Source organism: Flavobacterium sp. LAR06, assembly GCF_041946075.1.
Lineage (GTDB): Bacteria > Bacteroidota > Bacteroidia > Flavobacteriales > Flavobacteriaceae > Flavobacterium.
Map to the genome: position 1 here is coordinate 44,982 of NZ_JAUTYT010000009.1, position 18,045 is coordinate 63,026.

The 18,045-nt window shown below is 32.8% G+C and carries 16 protein-coding genes and 1 pseudogene; all 17 read left to right on the forward strand.

Annotation, left to right across the window (positions count from 1 at the left end; genetic code table 11):
- Positions 1-27: 27 nt before the first annotated feature.
- Positions 28-1,341: a polysaccharide biosynthesis protein gene (locus tag Q7C23_RS14025; protein ID WP_375033114.1), complete on the forward strand. Its 1,314-nt coding sequence runs from the start codon at positions 28-30 to the stop codon at positions 1,339-1,341.
- 76 nt (positions 1,342-1,417) lie between these two features.
- Positions 1,418-2,500, forward strand: coding sequence for a hypothetical protein (locus Q7C23_RS14030; RefSeq protein WP_375033115.1), 1,083 nt, complete (start codon positions 1,418-1,420; stop codon positions 2,498-2,500).
- Positions 2,497-3,738, forward strand: coding sequence for a glycosyltransferase family 4 protein (locus Q7C23_RS14035; RefSeq protein ID WP_375033116.1), 1,242 nt, complete (start codon positions 2,497-2,499; stop codon positions 3,736-3,738). The genes Q7C23_RS14030 and Q7C23_RS14035 overlap by 4 nt, the downstream gene beginning before the upstream one ends.
- A gap of 14 nt (positions 3,739-3,752) precedes the next feature.
- On the forward strand, positions 3,753-5,072 hold the full coding sequence (locus Q7C23_RS14040; protein WP_375033117.1) for a hypothetical protein: 1,320 nt from the start codon (positions 3,753-3,755) through the stop codon (positions 5,070-5,072).
- Positions 5,069-6,208: a glycosyltransferase family 4 protein gene (locus Q7C23_RS14045; protein ID WP_375033118.1), complete on the forward strand. Its 1,140-nt coding sequence runs from the start codon at positions 5,069-5,071 to the stop codon at positions 6,206-6,208. Before Q7C23_RS14040 ends, Q7C23_RS14045 begins: the two co-directional genes overlap by 4 nt.
- Before the next feature lie 2 nt (positions 6,209-6,210).
- Positions 6,211-6,876, forward strand: a complete 666-nt coding sequence (locus tag Q7C23_RS14050; RefSeq protein WP_375033119.1) for an acyltransferase — start codon at positions 6,211-6,213, stop codon at positions 6,874-6,876.
- A gap of 40 nt (positions 6,877-6,916) precedes the next feature.
- Entirely contained in the window at positions 6,917-7,990 is a 1,074-nt protein-coding gene (locus Q7C23_RS14055; protein ID WP_375033120.1) for a glycosyltransferase, read from the forward strand.
- 3 nt (positions 7,991-7,993) lie between these two features.
- Positions 7,994-9,112, forward strand: coding sequence for a glycosyltransferase family 4 protein (locus tag Q7C23_RS14060; protein ID WP_375033121.1), 1,119 nt, complete (start codon positions 7,994-7,996; stop codon positions 9,110-9,112).
- Positions 9,113-9,495: 383 nt separating this feature from the next.
- Positions 9,496-9,654 (forward strand): annotated as a pseudogene (locus Q7C23_RS14065) (DapH/DapD/GlmU-related protein); the annotation flags it as partial.
- Between the two features lie 4 nt (positions 9,655-9,658).
- Positions 9,659-10,489, forward strand: a complete 831-nt coding sequence (locus Q7C23_RS14070; RefSeq protein WP_375033122.1) for a glycosyltransferase family 2 protein — start codon at positions 9,659-9,661, stop codon at positions 10,487-10,489.
- Entirely contained in the window at positions 10,486-11,430 is a 945-nt protein-coding gene (locus Q7C23_RS14075) for a UDP-glucuronic acid decarboxylase family protein (RefSeq protein WP_375033123.1), read from the forward strand. Before Q7C23_RS14070 ends, Q7C23_RS14075 begins: the two co-directional genes overlap by 4 nt.
- A 119-nt stretch (positions 11,431-11,549) precedes the next feature.
- Complete coding sequence (locus Q7C23_RS14080) at positions 11,550-12,299, forward strand: glycosyltransferase family 2 protein (protein ID WP_375033124.1); 750 nt, start codon at positions 11,550-11,552, stop codon at positions 12,297-12,299.
- Positions 12,300-12,541: 242 nt separating this feature from the next.
- The gene (locus tag Q7C23_RS14085; RefSeq protein ID WP_375033125.1) at positions 12,542-13,306 is read left to right on the forward strand and encodes a polysaccharide biosynthesis/export family protein; all 765 of its coding nucleotides are present in this window, start codon (positions 12,542-12,544) and stop codon (positions 13,304-13,306) included.
- 91 nt (positions 13,307-13,397) lie between these two features.
- Entirely contained in the window at positions 13,398-15,737 is a 2,340-nt protein-coding gene (locus tag Q7C23_RS14090) for a GumC family protein (RefSeq protein ID WP_375033126.1), read from the forward strand.
- Between the two features lie 64 nt (positions 15,738-15,801).
- Complete coding sequence (locus tag Q7C23_RS14095) at positions 15,802-16,233, forward strand: VanZ family protein (RefSeq protein ID WP_375033127.1); 432 nt, start codon at positions 15,802-15,804, stop codon at positions 16,231-16,233.
- On the forward strand, positions 16,203-17,603 hold the full coding sequence (locus Q7C23_RS14100) for an exopolysaccharide biosynthesis polyprenyl glycosylphosphotransferase (protein WP_375033128.1): 1,401 nt from the start codon (positions 16,203-16,205) through the stop codon (positions 17,601-17,603). Before Q7C23_RS14095 ends, Q7C23_RS14100 begins: the two co-directional genes overlap by 31 nt.
- A 16-nt stretch (positions 17,604-17,619) precedes the next feature.
- Entirely contained in the window at positions 17,620-17,820 is a 201-nt protein-coding gene (locus Q7C23_RS14105) for a hypothetical protein (RefSeq protein ID WP_194655979.1), read from the forward strand.
- Positions 17,821-18,045 lie beyond the last annotated feature (225 nt).

Consider the following 18,045-nt stretch of genomic DNA (forward strand, 5'->3'; position numbering starts at 1 on the left):
TTTTTTTAACCATTTTATTTTCATTCCTTGAAAAATATTTTGATAAAGTTCAAACAGCATCCTAAGTATGATACAGTCATAAGTTGGGGAAAATTGCTTTCGATTACCGGAAGTGCTCAAATTATTATACAGATTTTAGGATTTGGTTCGGGTATTTTAATAATCCGTTTGTTAACTGTTCAGGAATATGCTTTTTATACCTTAGCTAATACAATGCTGGGGATGATGGCCGTACTTGCTGACGGGGGTATCGTTCCGGGGGTCATGGCTCAAGGGGGAAAAGTTTGGGAAAATAAGCAAAAAATGGGCACTGTTTTAGCAACTGGTTTAGATTTAAGAAGAAAATTTGCAATTGCAAGTTTGTTAATCTCAGTACCTATTTTGTTTTATCTTTTATTGCATAATGGTGCTAGCTGGATTATGGCATTACTTATAGCAACGGCGCTGATTCCTGCTTTTTACGCGACTCTTTCAGATTCTTTGTTAGAGATTATTCCTAAATTGAACCAGACCATTGTACCATTACAACGAAATCAAATCGAGGTAGGAGTTGCCAGATTATTTTTATCAGGTTTAACTATGTTTATTTTTCCGTGGGCTTTTGTAGCTATATTAACGGCAGGTATCCCTCGTATATGGGGAAATGTCGGTTTAAGGAAAATAGTCTATACTATGGCTGATCAAGATAAAAAACCTGACAAAGAAGTGAGAAGTGAAATATTAAGTTTAGTTAAACGAATACTTCCAACCTCTATTTATTATTGTTTTTCAGGGCAAATTACAATTTGGTTAGTTTCTATTTTTGGCAATACTCATTCTTTGGCTCAATTAGGAGCTTTAAGTAAAGTAAGTGTTATGTTGTCCATTTTTAATGTAATAATTGCAACATTAATTATTCCTCACTTTGCTAAATTAATTTCAGATAAATATCTATTGCTTAACCGTTTCTTGCAAATAATGGGGCTTTTGCTTGTTTTAGTAAATGCTATCGCTTTAATAGTTTATTTATTTCCTACTCCAATTCTATGGGTCCTTGGAGACGCTTACAAAGGTTTGCAATTTGAGTTGTTATTAAGTATAATTAGTAGCTGTATTGGCTTACTAGGGGGAGTCGTTTTTAACTTATATACATCAAGAGGTTGGGCTATGTCTCCAATAGTGTCAATTTTAATTAATTTGTTTTCGATTGTTTTTTTTGCAAGTGTATTAGATTTAAGGAGCTTAAAAGGAGTTTTATTTTTTAATATAGCCTTAGGAGTAGTTTCATTGTTGCAAACCATTTTGTTTTGTTTATATAATATTTTTCTAATAAAAAATAATGATAAAGAATTAACCCTGTAAAATGGGGTTTTAAGAGAAATAGAAAAATAAATAATTATTAATATCAGTAAGTTCTTAGACAGTTTTATTTGACAATATGGAAATTCTTTTTATTTGCGGCTCAGCCGAAATTGGTAATGATGGTGTAGGTGATTATGCTCGTCGATTATGTGGAAAACTTATAAAATCAGGCCATGAAGCTCAAATTTTATCTTTATGTGACCATCAGGCAAATTCTTTTATCAGTGAAACTCAAATAACAGAAGAAACGGAAGTACTGGTACATCGAATACCTATTTCAACTCCCAATAAGCAACGCTTAATTTGGTTACAAAGTGTTTTGAAAACTTTTGAACCCGATTGGATTTCTTTACAATATGTCCCTTACAGTTTTAACCCGAAAGGATTGCCATTTTGGCTTCCGTCTTACTTAAAAAGAATAAAAGGAAATCATAAGTGGCATATAATGTTTCATGAATTATGGTTAGGGATCGATGTTGAATCTTCTATTAAACACAAATGTATTGGTCGATTACAACAAATTATAGCTAAAAAGGTAATTCATAATACTAAAACACATTATATAAGTACTCAAAATAAGTTATATCAATTCTTTCTGCAATCTCATAATATTAGTGCAGAAATTTTACCAATTTGTGGTAATATACCTTTGACAGGAATAAAAAAAGAATCGCTGGAATTTGTGCAGTTTGTTTTATTTGGTACAATTCATAATGGAGCTCCTTTTGAAGATTTTGTTGCTGATTTAATGAGTACTTCAAATAAGTTTGAAAAACCAATAAAATTTGTTTTTATTGGTAAAAACGGCCCGGAACTTACAAGTTACACCTCTATACTGGATCATTATAAAATAGGTTATGAGGTTCTAGGCGTACAATCTGAAAATGTAATATCACAAGTACTCCGTGATAGTGATTTTGGAATATCTACAACACCTTATTACCAGAGCGAAAAAAGCGGAGTTTATGCTGCCTACAAAGAGCATCAGCTAAATACGATTTGTGTTTCACGCGAATGGACCCCAATAAAGGGACAGTACGTTATACCGCAAATGATCAAATATGAAAAAAATAATTTGAATATAATTCCGATGGATATTGAAGTTCCTGATACGCAAAATATGGCCACACAGTTTATTAATTCAATTTTCGTATCATGAAGCTATTGGTTTCTCATCCAACATTAAATGCGAATTCAAAAAATCTGATGATTGGATTATTGCAAAATAAGCTAGTTTTTAAATTATTTACATCGATAGCAATATTCCCGGGGCAGCTATTATACAAATTAAGCAGTAACCCCAAATTAAAAGATTTAAAAAGAAGAACTTTAGATAAAACATGGCAACCTTACACAAGATCAAACTCTTTTTTTGAGTTTGGACGTTTATTAACTTCAAAATTGAATTTAGATAGTTTAATAGCACATGAAAATGGTATTTTTTGTATTGACAAAGTTTATCAAAAGCATGATAAATGGGTTTCAAATAATTTAGCGAAAGCAAAGAAAAGAGGCCTATCAGGAGTCTATGCCTATGAAGACGGAGCATTGTCTACCTTTAAAAAAGCAAAACAATTAGGCCTTTGTTGTATTTATGACTTACCTATTGGTTATTGGAAAAGTGCTCGGTTATTACTGCAGGAAGAATTTGACGTCAATCCTGATTGGTCAGGCACACTTACAGGATTTAATGACTCAGTAGATAAACTCCAAAAAAAAGATCAGGAATTAGCATTGGCAGATGTGCTCTTTGTAGCAAGTAGTTTTACCAAAGAAACATTAAAAGAGTATTCAGGAGACTTACCGGAAATAAAAGTAATTCCGTATGGTTTTCCGGAAGTTAAGCAAAAGAAAAAGTATCGGCCGCTTGGAAATAGAAAGCTTAAAGTTTTATTTATAGGCGGTCTATCTCAACGAAAAGGGATCTCTTATTTATTTGAAGCAGTCGAAGGAATGCAAAATAAAGTAGAGTTGACTATTGTAGGTCAAAAATCAGTAGCTAATTGCACTGCACTGAATAAAGCCTTGGAAAAACACACATGGATTCCGTCTTTACCTCATGAAGAAATATTAACCTGTATGAGTGAACATGATGTATTTGTTTTTCCTTCTCTTTTTGAAGGTTTTGGTTTGGTAATAACAGAAGCAATGTCGCAAGGAGTACCAGTCATTACAACAGATCGTACAGCAGGACCGGATTTGATCAGGGATGACGAAGATGGATGGATTGTGCCTGCCGGTTCTTCATCGGCACTGAAAGAAGTTCTTATTAAAATACTGGAAAAACCAGAAATACTGGAACAATTCGGACTAGCAGCTCAAAATAAAGCTAAAGCCAGACCATGGTCTGTTTATGGACAGGAAATGGCTGATGCACTTTCTTCGTTAGAGATTTAAAACAAATAGAATAAATGGATAGTAAGATAGAAGAAGTAGTAGAGCCAAGATATAACTTTTTAAAAATAGCTATTTGGTTGTATTTTTTACTTTGGATTTTTGAAGGTGCTTTGCGAAAATGGGTTTTACCAGGACTGGCTACGCCATTACTGATTGTACGTGATCCTGTTGCTATTTTTATAATAGGCAGGGCTTTATATGAGAATGTAAAATTTATAAATCCATATATTATTTTTGGATCGATATTTACCTTGTTTGGGTTAGTAATTACACTAACATTTGGGCATGAAAATCTTTTTGTAGGTATTTATGGTGCCAGAATTATGCTGCTTCATTTTCCACTTATTTTTATAATTGGAAAAGTTCTGGTAAAAGAAGATGTGCTAAAAGTCGGACGATTTCTTTTAGTAATGAACATTTTAATGACAACTATTGTTTATTTTCAATTTATAAGTCCTCAATCAGCATTTATAAATATTGGTGTTGGAGGAGAAGGAAGTGCAGGATTTTCCGGAGCGATGGGTTACAGCAGGCCACCGGGAACATTTTCGTTTATTTCAGGTTTGTCTATTTTCTATACAGCGGTCTCTGTCTTCGTTTTTTATTTTTGGTTGTCTAAGGATTATTGTTCCAAAATTTTACTTTATACCAGTACCATTGCTTTAGTTATTGCGTTGCCTCTTACTATAAGCCGTGGTGCCGTTGTGGCTGTTGCTATTGTAGGCTTATTTGCTATCATCGCATCAGTAACTTCAGGTAAAATGGTAGTTAAATTACTTATTAGCGGTATTGCTTTTTATCTGGTGATACTCATTTTACAAAAATATTCTACAATATTTAGCTTAGGTACTGAAGTATTTATGGATCGTGTTGATACCGTGAATAAAGTAACTGGTGGAGGTTTAACTGATTCAATTTTTTTAAGGGCGATAAATGAATTCACCGGACCTATTTTGGAACTATTTGATCAGCCACTGTTTGCAGGAAATTTAGGTATGGGGACAAATGCTGGTGCTCAGATGTTAACAGGCAAAATTGTCTTTTTGGTTGGAGAAACAGAATTTAGTCGTATAGGAGGTGAACAGGGAATTATTCTTGGAGGGGGACTTATGGTTTTGCGTATCGTTTTAGCAATTAGTATTGCTGTTCAGTCTTTAAAGTTACCGAAAGAAGAAAAACTCCTGCCATTTATTATTTGCGGAGCTGCCTGCATAGCAATATTTCAAGGACAATGGGCTCAACCCAGTATTTTAGGTTATGCAGTTATTATGACGGGTTTAGTTATGGCTAGTTTAAAAAAGGAGGAAACTTCGTCGAAAAAAAATAGTTTATGATTAGAAGAATAATTTTAATTGGTAATTATAAGCCCGACAAGCAATTTAGCATGCAAATTTTTGAAGTTCTAATGGCAGAAGGATACACAAAATCCAAGCTTCGCGTTAAAGTGATTCGCCCTAGTGAGATATTCAGAAAATTAAGCTTAAATAAGCAAGGCGTAATGAAATGGTTAGGATATATAGACAAGTTTTTTTTATTCCCTATTCAGCTTTTAGTTACGAGAAGTATAAATTTTATCTTGTTTAGATCAGTAAGTTATCATATTTGTGATCATTCTAATGCTTTTTACCTTTATTTTTTACCTAAAAAGAAAACAATTATCACCTGTCATGATGTTTTAGCAATAAGAGCGGGTCTTGGATTTGGAGATACCTATTGTCATGCCACAACATCTGGCAAAGTATTGCAAAAGATAATTTTAAAAGCCTTATCAGGAGCTAAAAAACTGGCCGCAGTATCTGAATTTACACTAAATCAATTATTAGAGATTGATACAAAAAGTGATAGCAACAAAAATTGGATAATTATTCATAATGCTTTATCTGAAAAGTTTGTGCCTTTACCAGAAGAGCAGATTCAGGTAGTATTGAATAAGTTTCAACAACTAAAAGGCAAGGACATTATTTTGCATGTAGGTTCTGATCTGGAACGTAAGAACCGAAAATTATTAATCTATATGATTTATGAATTGCAACAGAATTGGGATGGATTATTAGTTTTGGCCGGAGAAGCACTAAATGCACAACTGCTTGAGTTAATTCAAAAATTAAATGTTTCCGATAGAATTTTGCAAATACAGAATCCTAGTGATATTGAAATTATAGCACTTTATTCCAGGTGTCAGGCCATGATTTTTCCCTCTTATTCTGAAGGTTTCGGCTGGCCAATAATCGAAGCTCAGGCTTGTGGATCGCCTGTTATTACAAGCAATAAAGCTCCTATGATGGATGAAGTAGGAGGAAATGCTGCATTATATGCTGATCCAAACGATGCAAGCTCTTTTGCAAATCAGTTTTTAAAATTTAATGATATAAAATTTAGAAACGCTACCATTAAACTTGGATATGAAAATGCAAAACGATTTGATTTCAGTAATACAATTCGTCAATATGTTGAATTAATAGAAAATTAATCATGTTGGTACTAAAAATAATAACCGTTTTATTGCCTTGGCCTTTAAAACGATTTGTTCTGATTCATTTTTTTAAATATGAAATTCATTCATCGGCCAGAATTGGTTTTTCATGGATTTATCCTAAAAGGCTGATTATGGATTTGGATTCTAATATTGGAAACTTTAATGTCGCAGTACATTTACATTTACTAATAATTGGAAAACACTCCAGCATTGCAAGAGGTAATTGGATCACTGGATTTCCTACTAACACTAATTCTAAACATTTTTCCCATCAGCCAGACCGCAAATCAAATTTAATAATTGGTGAACATTCGGCTATTACAAAAAAACATCATATAGACTGCACTAACATGATTCATATTGGCAATTTTGTTACAATTGCAGGTTATTCAAGTCAATTGCTTACCCATTCTATTAATATCGAATTAAATATTCAGGACAGTCATCCCATAACTATCGGAGATTATTGTTTTGTTGGAACTGCTTCGACTATTTTAGGCGGCGCGTCTTTACCAGCCAATTCTGTCCTTGGAGCAAATGCCTTATTAAATAAAAAGTTTACAGTTCCTTACAGATTATACGGTGGAAATCCTGCTAAAGAAATCAAAGAACTGTCAAAAAATTGTAAATATTTTAATAGACAAAAAGGTTTTGTCTTTTGAATACTCAGACTATCAACATAACTAAAATAATGATCCAGACATGAAAATAATTCATTATATAGCTAGTATTGATAAAAGTGGCGGTGGAACCACTGAATATATGCGGTTGCTCAGCGCAGCATTAAAAAAAGATACCTCCTTTAGCATTGCTACAGGTATTTCTAAGGACCCTATAAATATTGAAGGTGTTCCAATAAAGTTTTTTAACAGCAATTTATTCCGATGGTTTTCCTTGATGAATGAGTTTCACTCTTTTCTTAAAAGTGAAAAACCTGATATTGTGCATATTAACGGAATATGGACCCCTCAAAATTGGGGTTTTCAAAATGTAGCTCAAAAACAGGGAATAAAAGTAGTAGTATCACCTCATGGTATGCTCGAACCCTGGATCCTGGCTCATAATTCATTCAAAAAAAAGATCGCATTGTTTTTATATCAAAAGAGAGCTCTGAAACAGTCAATATGTCTTCATGCAACTGCTCAGATGGAGGCAGCAAATATTAAAGCTTTAGGTTATAAAAATCCTATTCATATTATTCCAAACGGAGTTTATTTAAGTGATATAAAAGTGATGAAGGAATATTACGGAACAAAAAAAATGATATTTATGTCCCGGATTCATCCTAAAAAAGGTATTGAAATCCTGTTGGAAGCCTGGAGGAATTGTTATACAGAGGATTGGACTCTTGAAATTGCAGGAACAGGTGAGGAAAATTACATGGCAAGTCTAATTCAAAGTGTCGAGGATTTAGAAAATGTGCGTTTTGTTGGAGCACAGTATGGTGAAGAAAAGTGGGACTTCTTGAGATCTGCCGATGTAATGGTACTGCCAACGCATAGCGAGAATTTTGGAATCGTAGTTGCCGAAGCTCTGGCAGTAGGGGTTCCGGTAATAACAACTCAAGGTACACCGTGGGAAGATTTAGAAGTATATAAATGTGGGTGGTGGATTGATTTATCGGTTAGGAATTTAGAAGATGCATTATTTAAAGCCTTCAATGCACCAATCATGTTATTAGAAGTTATGGGAAGACAGGGCCGGGAACTAGTTAAAAATAAATACGACATGGAAGTAATGGGTAAGCAAATGTTGGAATTATATAAGAATATCTAAGCGATGAAAATAACAATAGTTCAGGGCGCTTTTTTTCCTGTGCCCCCATTAATGGGCGGAGCTGTTGAAAAAATGTGGTACGGTTTAGCAAAAGAATTTGCTAATCGGGGACACGAAGTAAACTATATCTCAAAATCATTTGAAGGACTTTCAAATCTTGAAAGTGAAGGTGGAATTGACCATATTAGAGTAAAAGGTTATAAAGCACCCTCTTCTGGTATAGTACTAAAGATTCTGGATTTATTTTACACTTTAAAAGCTGTTCGAAAAATTGCCACTAATACAGATATCATAATTTCGAATACCTTTTGGCTACCTATTATTTTATCATTGAAGCAAAAGAAAAAATGTATGATAGATGTGGCGAGAATGCCAAAAGGACAAATGAAATTTTATACAAAAAATGCACGTTTAAGAGCTAATTCCAGCCCTGTAGCAAAAGCAATAAAGGATGAAATTAAGACCGAATACTTTGATAAGGTGGTTATGATACCTAATACATTACCTTACAGAAACACAACTACTATTGATTTTTCAAAAAAGCAAAAAATAATTTTATATACGGGCCGAATTCATCCTGAAAAAGGTTTAGATATTTTAATAAAATCTTTTGTCACTCTTGACGCAAAAGATTGGCAATTACTTATTGTAGGCCCTTATTCTACAGAAACCGGAGGAGGAGGAGGAGCTTATCTGGATAAACTAAAGCAGTTAGCCCAAAATAGCAACGTGAGATTTCTGGAACCTATTTTCGATATCGATAAATTAAATGTAATATATTCAAAAGCCTCTGTATTTGTCTATCCTTCTATAGCAGAACAAGGGGAGACTTTTGGCGTTTCACCGTTAGAAGCTATGAGTTGGGGATGTGCTACAATAGTTTCAAATTTAGATTGTTTTAAAGATTTTTTAATTCATAATAAAAATGGTTTGTGTTTCGATCATCGCGCAGAAAGAAGAGTCGAAATTTTGAGTCAGTACCTTAAAGACTTAATAAATAATCCAAAACTAATCAATGACCTAGCAACAGCAGGCTTGATGGTAAATGATACACATTCCAATGAAAAATTAGCAGCAGAATTCTTAAATGAATTTGAGTCTATGAAAATCAACCAAAATTAAGAATGAAACAAAAGTATTCTCAAAATTCACCATACGATTCACCATGGTCTGTATCGCAGCGTATTAAAATGATAGTATGGGAATATGTTTGGTTATTATTTTGTACCTGGACTCCAAAACCTGCTAATTCATGGAGGTTGTTCTGGCTCAAATTGTTCGGATGTAAAATTTATGGAAAACCATTTGTACATCAAAGGGCAAGAATCCAAATTCCATGGAACCTAATCTTACACGATCACGCATGCCTGGGTGATCGGGCCAATGCTTATACGTTGGGAGTTATAGAAATATTTGAGCACGCCACAGTAGGCCAGGAAGTATATCTGTGTACTGGCACTCATGCATTTAATGAGCCTGCTATGAATTTGATAACCAGTAAAATAGTAATACAGAGAAATGTTTTTATTGGGGTAAGAGCCATCATAATGCCTGGCATAATAGTAGGAGAAAATGCTATTATAGGAGCAGGAAGTTTAGTGACTAAAAATGTCGAAAAAAATACCATAGTAGGAGGAAATCCTGCCAAACTTATAAAACCTAGAAGCTTTGAATAAAATTCCAATTTCTGTAATCGTTTCTGTAAAAAACGAAGCTTTAAATTTACCATCTTGTTTGGATAAACTAGAGCGTTTTGATCAAATAATTGTAGTAGATTCCTGCAGTACCGATGATACTCCGATTATTGCAAAGACCAAGGGGGCCGAAGTATTGGAGTTTCAATGGAATGGTAAATTTCCAAAAAAACGCAATTGGGCACTACAAAATGCTGACCTTCGCCACGAGTGGATTTTGTTTTTGGATGCTGATGAATTTGTTTCTGATGAATTTGTAACCGAAGTCGGTATCAAAATTCACGATCCCTATTATAATGGTTTCACAATACGTTTTGAAAACTATTTTATGGGAAGGAAACTTAAATATGGGTATGGGTTTCAAAAGTCGGCTCTTTTTAAGAAATCAAAAGGCGCCTATGAAAAAATAGATGAAGATTTGTGGAGCCATTTAGACATGGAGGTCCATGAACATCCAATTATTGAAGGTAAGGTTGGGCTTATTAAATCGAAAGTTGTTCATAAAGATTTTAAAAACTTAGAACATTATATATCCAAACACAATGCTTATTCTACTTGGGAAGCCCACAGATACCTGCAGTTAAAGCAAACGAAAAATAGTCTTCTATCTTTCAATCAAAAAATTAAATACAACCTGATTAATACAGGACTACTTCCTGCGGTCTATTTTTTAGGCGCTTACTTCTTTAAATTGGGTTTTTTAGATGGGAAGGAAGGATTTTATCTGGCACGTTTTAAGTCACATTACTTTTTTCAAGTTCAAACTAAAATTGATTCATTCAAAAAAAACATCGAATTAAAATGAAAAGAATATTGATAACTGGAGGAACTGGATTTGTCGGTTCTCATCTGTGTAAAAGATTGTTGAATGAAGGAAATGAAGTGATTTGTCTGGATAATTACTTTACGGGAACCAAATCCAATATAATTGAGCTGTTGGATAATCCTTATTTTGAAATGGTAAGACATGACATAACAGAGTCTTATTATGCTGAGGTTGACGAGATTTACAATCTGGCTTGTCCTGCATCTCCTGTTCATTACCAATATAATCCGATAAAAACAATTAAAACTTCTGTAATGGGTGCCATCAATGTTTTAGGATTAGCCAAACGTGTTAATGCTAAAGTATTACAAGCCAGTACTAGTGAAGTGTATGGAGATCCATTGGTACATCCTCAAACCGAAAGCTATTGGGGGCATGTAAACCCAATAGGTATTCGTTCCTGTTATGACGAAGGAAAGCGTTGTGCTGAAACTTTATTTATGGATTATCACAATCAGAACAAAGTTGCCATTAAAATCATTAGAATATTTAATACTTACGGGCCTAATATGAACCCGGGTGATGGGAGAGTGGTTTCGAATTTTATTGTACAGGCTCTGCAGGGAAAAGATATTACCATTTTTGGAGATGGTTTGCAAACCCGTTCATTTCAATACGTTGATGATTTAGTTGAAGGCATGATTCGTATGATGGGGTCTGAACCTTCATTTCTGGGTCCGGTAAATTTAGGCAACCCTAACGAATTTACGATGCTCGAACTGGCACAGGCAATTATTGAATTGACAGGTTCCAAATCGAAAATTATTCATCTTGATTTACCGCAAGATGATCCAAAACAAAGGCAGCCAGATATTTCTTTGGCAAATAATAAGCTTAATGGCTGGGAGCCTAAAATACAATTGCGGGAAGGTTTGGTTACTACGATCAGCTATTTTGATAAGTTATTGTTAAAACTATAAGCAACCTCTTTTTTTTTAATAATACAATTTATTTCTACTTTTTTTCCTCAGTTTTTTATTTGGGGATCAGGTTTTTTTACGCTAAAAATTCAGTTAGTATTAATCTTAAAATCTATATAATGAGAATAACTATTATAACCGTATGTTTCAATAGAAAAGCTACTATCGAAAAAGCTATCAAAAGTGTATTGGAACAAAATTATCATGATATTGAATACATTATCATTGATGGTAATTCTACAGATGGTACAAAAGAAATTATTGAATCTTACGGAGACAAAATATGCAAATTTGTCTCAGAGCCTGATAGTGGAATGTATGATGCAATAAATAAAGGACTCAAATTGGCAACAGGAGATGTTATTGGTTTGATGCATTCTGATGATGAATTTTATGATAAAAAGGCCATTGGAAGAATTGCAGCTCGTTTTAATGCTGACCCCAGTATTGATGGCGTTTATGGTGATGGTGTTTATGTTTCGAACGATAAGGAAGAGCGTCTGATTCGCGATCGTATAGGGGGTGTCTTTAGTCTCAAAAAAATTAAAGAAGGTTGGTTGCCTTTGCATCCTACTGTTTACCTAAAGAAAACAATAATAGATAATAATGGTGCTTATAACCTTGATTTTAAAATAGCATCCGATACTGAATTTTTACTTCGCTACTTGTACAAATATAAAATTAAGATGAGTTATATCGATTCTTATATCGTTAGAATGAGAATGGGAGGTATGAGTACCAGTTTTAAATCTGCGTTTGAAGTTTTATATGAAGATTATAAGATTTATAAGTTTCATGGTTTAACAGCAATTCAGACTGTCTTTCTTAAAAAGACTATTGCTTTAAGACAATACATGCTGCATTTATAAAAGATCAAAATTAATCTGTCTACTTTGTTTTTTGATAGTCTAAATCATCAGGGAAAAAGTGGGTTCACAGAAGGATTTGCCAAATAGATAAATTAAATAAAACCAGTAATTATAACCAGAAAATGAAAACTTTTTTCGTTTATGAGAACATTCTGAATAAGGATATTTTCAGCACTGAAAAAGTTTTCATTTTAATTGATTAGAATCTGGAATAGATAAATATTAACATATATACAGTTAAAATGAAGAAAATTTTCCTTTCGATTATTTTATTGCTTTTATTGATGCTGCAGTCTTGTACAACCAAAAAACAAATGTTGTATTTACAAGATTTAGATAGCTATGCGAACTCTAATTTAAATTATACATCGAGTAAAATACAACCGAATGATATTTTAAAAGTTGAAGTTGGTGATCTTAACCCTTTAGTAGCGGCGCCTTTTAATATAAATACGACTTCGACTTCACAAACATCAGTTGAAATGATGAGATTATCAGGCTATTTAGTAACTCCTCAGGGGAATATCACGATGCCAATTTTAAACGAAATTAAAGTGGGTGGTTTAACACCGGCCGATGCAGAGATAAAAATAAAAGGGCGTCTTGTAAATGAAGGTTATTTAGTAAATCCTACAGTGCAGGTTCGCGTTCTCAATAATAAATTTACCATTTTGGGAGAAGTAAATGCTCCAGGTGTAATATCTTTTAGTGAAGAGTCTATTAGCTTACTTGATGCAATAGGGCTGGCAAAAGATTTAACTTATTCAGCCATTCGAAAAGATGTAAAACTTATTAGAGAACAAGACGGAAAGCGTTTGGTTTACCACATCGATTTAACTACGGCTGCCTGGATGTCTAATCCAAATTTCCGAATAAGACAAAACGATGTTATTGTGGTCACACCTAATAAACTAAAAGTAAATAGCGGGGGATTAATCAAGGACCCGATACAACTGCTGGCTATATCTGCCTCTATTTTAACAGTTATTCTTTTGCTGACAGATTAATACTGATATAAAAGAGAATTTTACACTTTAGCATTCAATTTGTTGTGCTTCTTAAATAGTACTACCATTTTTCTACTTAATTAAAATAATTATGGATTTTAAAAAAGAGTTTTTAAAGTATTTACAGTATTGGCCTTGGTTTTTGCTAAGCTTAATTTTATGTGTAGGTGCCGCTTTTATTTTTATCAAAATAGTACCACCAACATACCAAACTTCGGCTTTGATCTTTATAGATAAAAAACAAGAAGACAAAACAAAAATAATTACCATCACTACGAATCAAAAAAATGATGATGATAATGTAGAGGAAGAAATCCGTCTGATTACCTCTAATGAATTTTTGATGGATGTAGTAAAAAATGTGAATTTAAATATTAGCTATTTTGAAAAAGTATATACTATCCAAAATAATAATGTAAATGAAGTTCCCTTCATTTTGAAATTTACGGTTTCTAATGATTCGTTACCACAAGTTTCTTATGACATTAAAGTAAATAAAGAAGGATTTACCATTACAGATCCTGAGACCGAAGAAAAGTATAACGCTAAAGGATACAAAGGAGATCAGATCATTAAAGGCTTACCATTTAAAATTCAGTTATCTCAAAAAGCGAGGAAAAATCCAGCCTATTATTTCGAAAACGAATATAAAGTGAGTCTTGAACCTACAGCTATTGCTTTAAAAAATCTAAAGTCATCGCTTATCGTTTTGTCCGATGAAAAGTCAAAAGGAACAATAGAATTAAATCACACTGGTTCAAGTCCTGTGCTTTCAAGAAAAATATTAAATGAAATTATCGTTTTGCTGGATAAAAATATTGTTATCAACAAGCAAAAATTATTTACAAATACGGTTTCTTACTTAAATCAAAGAATAAAAAGTTTCACTAAAGAAAAAGATTCTATTGAAAGTGTAAAGGAAAAATATTTGCAAAATAATGATATAGCGGTAATGGACAATTATGCTATCGAAAGAACCGCCGAGAGAAGCCAGAAAAAAGAAAGCTCTATGCTTAATGAAAAACAAATTACGCTTACTAGTTATGCTATTAGTGATATTAAGAGAGCTGGTGCTACCCAAACTTTAGGTACAGATTATAATTTAGAATCACCGATAGTTAATCAAATGCTTTTAAATTATAATGCAAAACTCCTTGAGAGTGAAGTAATCCTGGAAAGAGCACAAAAAAACAATCCTGCCTACATTACTTTAATAACCCAATTAACTAGTCAAAAGCAGCAGATAGTGAATACTTTAGAAGGTTATTTAAACTTTTTAAATCAAAATAACAGAGTTAATAAATCGGAAGAAAATATTGCCGAATCAAAAGTTAAAAACATTCCTACGCAAGATAAAGTTTTGGGCAATATCAATAGTGATCTTAGTATGAAAGAAGAAACTTATATAGCATTATTACAAAAGAGGGAAGAGGCTGTTTTAAATGGTGCGATTTTAGAATCAAATTTAAATACTTTAAACGCGCCCGAAACGAATTATACGGCAATATTTCCGCAACCAAAATCATTTTTACTTGGTGCGTTTATGTTTGGTTTCCTTCTTCCTTTTGGATTCATATACCTGCGTTTAGTCTTAGATACCAAAATACATAACGAAGACGATATTCTGAAAATAATGTCTAATATTCCTATTTTAGGGTACATTCCTAAAGTAGATAATGGTGAAAAACTCGATAACACAGCTACTTCACGTTCTATGATAGCAGAAGCAACACGTACTGTGGTTTCAAATATATCTTATTTACTACCCAAAAAAGAGGAAAAGAAAGGACGAGTAATATTGTTTACTTCTTCTATTCAGGGAGAAGGGAAATCCTTTAGCGCATTTCATAATGCTATAACCGTTAGTAACCTCAATAAAAAAGTATTGTTAATAGGTGTTGATCTAAGAAATCCTCAATTGCATGATTATTTTAAAGTGGATAAAAATAAATTAGGGCTCACCAATTTCCTGGCTAATAAAAGTGATGACTGGAAAGGATTCGTACAAAAAGATACTATTTTTTCTAAAAACCTGGATATTTTATTTGCAGGAGAGGCTCCCCCTAATCCTTCACAATTAATAACCAATTCTAATTTTGAATCCTTAATTGAAGAGGCAAAAAAGCTTTATGATTTTATACTACTGGATACTGCTCCGGTACAAATAGTATCTGACACACTCAATTTTAGTTATTTGGCTGATGTTACCGTATTTGTAGTAAAATATGGTTTTACAGATAAAAGTAATTTAGTTCACATAAATAATTTTATTAAGAAAGAGCAGTTGAAAAATGTAGGGATCCTTATCAACGGAGTAAATATGAAAACCGCTTATAGCTACGGCTATGGACTAAACTATGGTTATCAATACAAGGAGGTAAAAGTAAGACGCCCGTGGTATAAGAGAGGCCTTACGATGAAAGAAGCCTAATAATAGTCTGGCGCTACAAATCCATCTCAAACAAAAAACGGTTTATTAATATTAAAAGATAAAAATGGTTCATAAAATACTTCTAATGATATTGCTTTTAATTATCGCTGTCGTTTTTTATTTTTCCTGGTTACCTGATCCCGGCCTTAAAAGTGAAAGCTATTTGCCAAACTGGCTTTTGAAGTGGAGTAATCATTATTATAATTTGCGTACTGCTATTCCTTTTATAGCTGTCGGTTTTTTACTCGAAGCCTATACGAAGTACAAGAATTCAAATGAATTAAATCCTGCTAAAAATTTCAATTTTATACAAAATATTGGTATCGCGACAATAATTGTTTGTATAGCTGAGGGCGGGCAATTTTTAATTCATAAAAGAAGTCCGGATTTAATGGATGTTTTTTACGGAATTATTGGAAGTGTAATAGGAGCAGTAGGTTACAATTTATTTAAAAAAAATCAGAAATGCGAAACAGACATAAATTTGCGTTCATAATTTGCTGTGCTATTGCAGACATGATCGCTATGGTATTTGCTACCATACTATTTTTGAATTATGCAAGTGAAGAAAAGATTGGATGGAATGCCTTATTTTTGAACAAGATGATTCCAATTACAATTTTAAGTTGGTTATTCTCGGTTACTTATTTTCAATTATATAAAGTAAATGTTCTTTTCAGTTTAGAAACCTTTTTCCGTAATAGCTGGCGTGCTTTCTTTACACAAAGAATACTGTGGCACAGTTATATATTTATTTTTCAGGATAATGTATTGTACTTCTTTAGTAGCAGGGCAAATTTATTTCAAATAAGTTTTTTGCTGTTCTATTTTTTGCTATCCAGAATTTTATTTACTGTAGTTATAGGACAAATTAAAGGATGGGTTTTCAAACGTTATACAGTTGCGATATGGGGGTTTAACAAAACAAGTATCGAATTGGCATCTCATTTAGAGAGCAACTCTTTTTTTATTGATTTCGTAGGTATTCTCAACGAAAATTCTTCTGTTGAATACATAAATAATGAAGATTTCAGTGAAGCGCTTTCCGAAGCTATTGATAATGCATCGAGAGATAATATTAATGAATTATTCATAGTATCTAAGCCTGATTTTATCTCAGATTTGAATTATTTCTTTGAGCTGGGAGATAAACATTGTATGCGTTTGAAATTTGTTCCTGATTTTTCATCCATTTCAAAAAAACATTTTAATTCCAGCCATTTAAATAATTTTCATGTTATCAAACCACGTTTTGAACCATTACAAAATGCCTACAATCGGTTAGTTAAGAGAATATTTGATCTTGTTTTCAGCATGTTGGTCATTATTTTCATTTTGTCATGGCTTTATCCTTTGTTAGCCATTCTTATTAAGAGACAAAGTAAAGGACCTGTTTTATTCAAACAAATGCGAACGGGTAAAAAAAACGAACATTTTTGGTGTTATAAATTCCGAAGTATGTATGTAAATATGGGTGATGAAAGTGAACAGGCAAAAAGAGAAGATTCCCGAATTACACCAATTGGGAAATTCCTTCGACGTACTAGTCTGGATGAGATGCCTCAATTTTTTAATGTCCTGATGGGAAAAATGAGTATAGTAGGACCACGGCCTCATATGATCAAACATACCTCAGACTACAATGGTCATATTAATAATTTTATGGTTCGTCATTTTGTCAAACCGGGAATTACCGGTCTGGCTCAGGTATCGGGACTTAGAGGCGAAACCAAAAAAGTATCCGATATGAAGCGCCGCGTTACGACAGACATCGAATATGTGCAGCGCTGGAGCTTAATCACTGATATTAAAATTTGCTTATTAACAGTTATTGTAACCTTGAAAGGAGATAAAAATGCTTTTTAACTAAAAAATAGAAATTATGGATATTACTAATTACTTTGTTGGTTTACTTACAGGAGTTTCTGTGACGACCTTTTTTATTGGGAAAGAATGGTATAAATATTATACGAAATACACGATTCAACAAAAACAATTGGATCGGGTTTTGAAATTGAATGATAAAATTAAAAAAATTAAGAATTTGAGTTCAACAGGAACTTCGAATCTTAATGTTGGTTAGAATCATTTTCTTCGTTTATTTTTTCCAGGAATGTTTTGCAAAAATCAACCTTATCGGTTATGATTTTTTGTGAAGTGAAATAATATTGTCTTTTATTATTTTTTGCCAAAATTGATACTTGTTTGCACTCAAAAGTTTCGCAGAGTTTATAATTGAATTTAATAATAATTCTTTCCTTGTTTTAAGCATGTCTTTAAAGTGTTCTGAATATAAAATAAGCTCTTT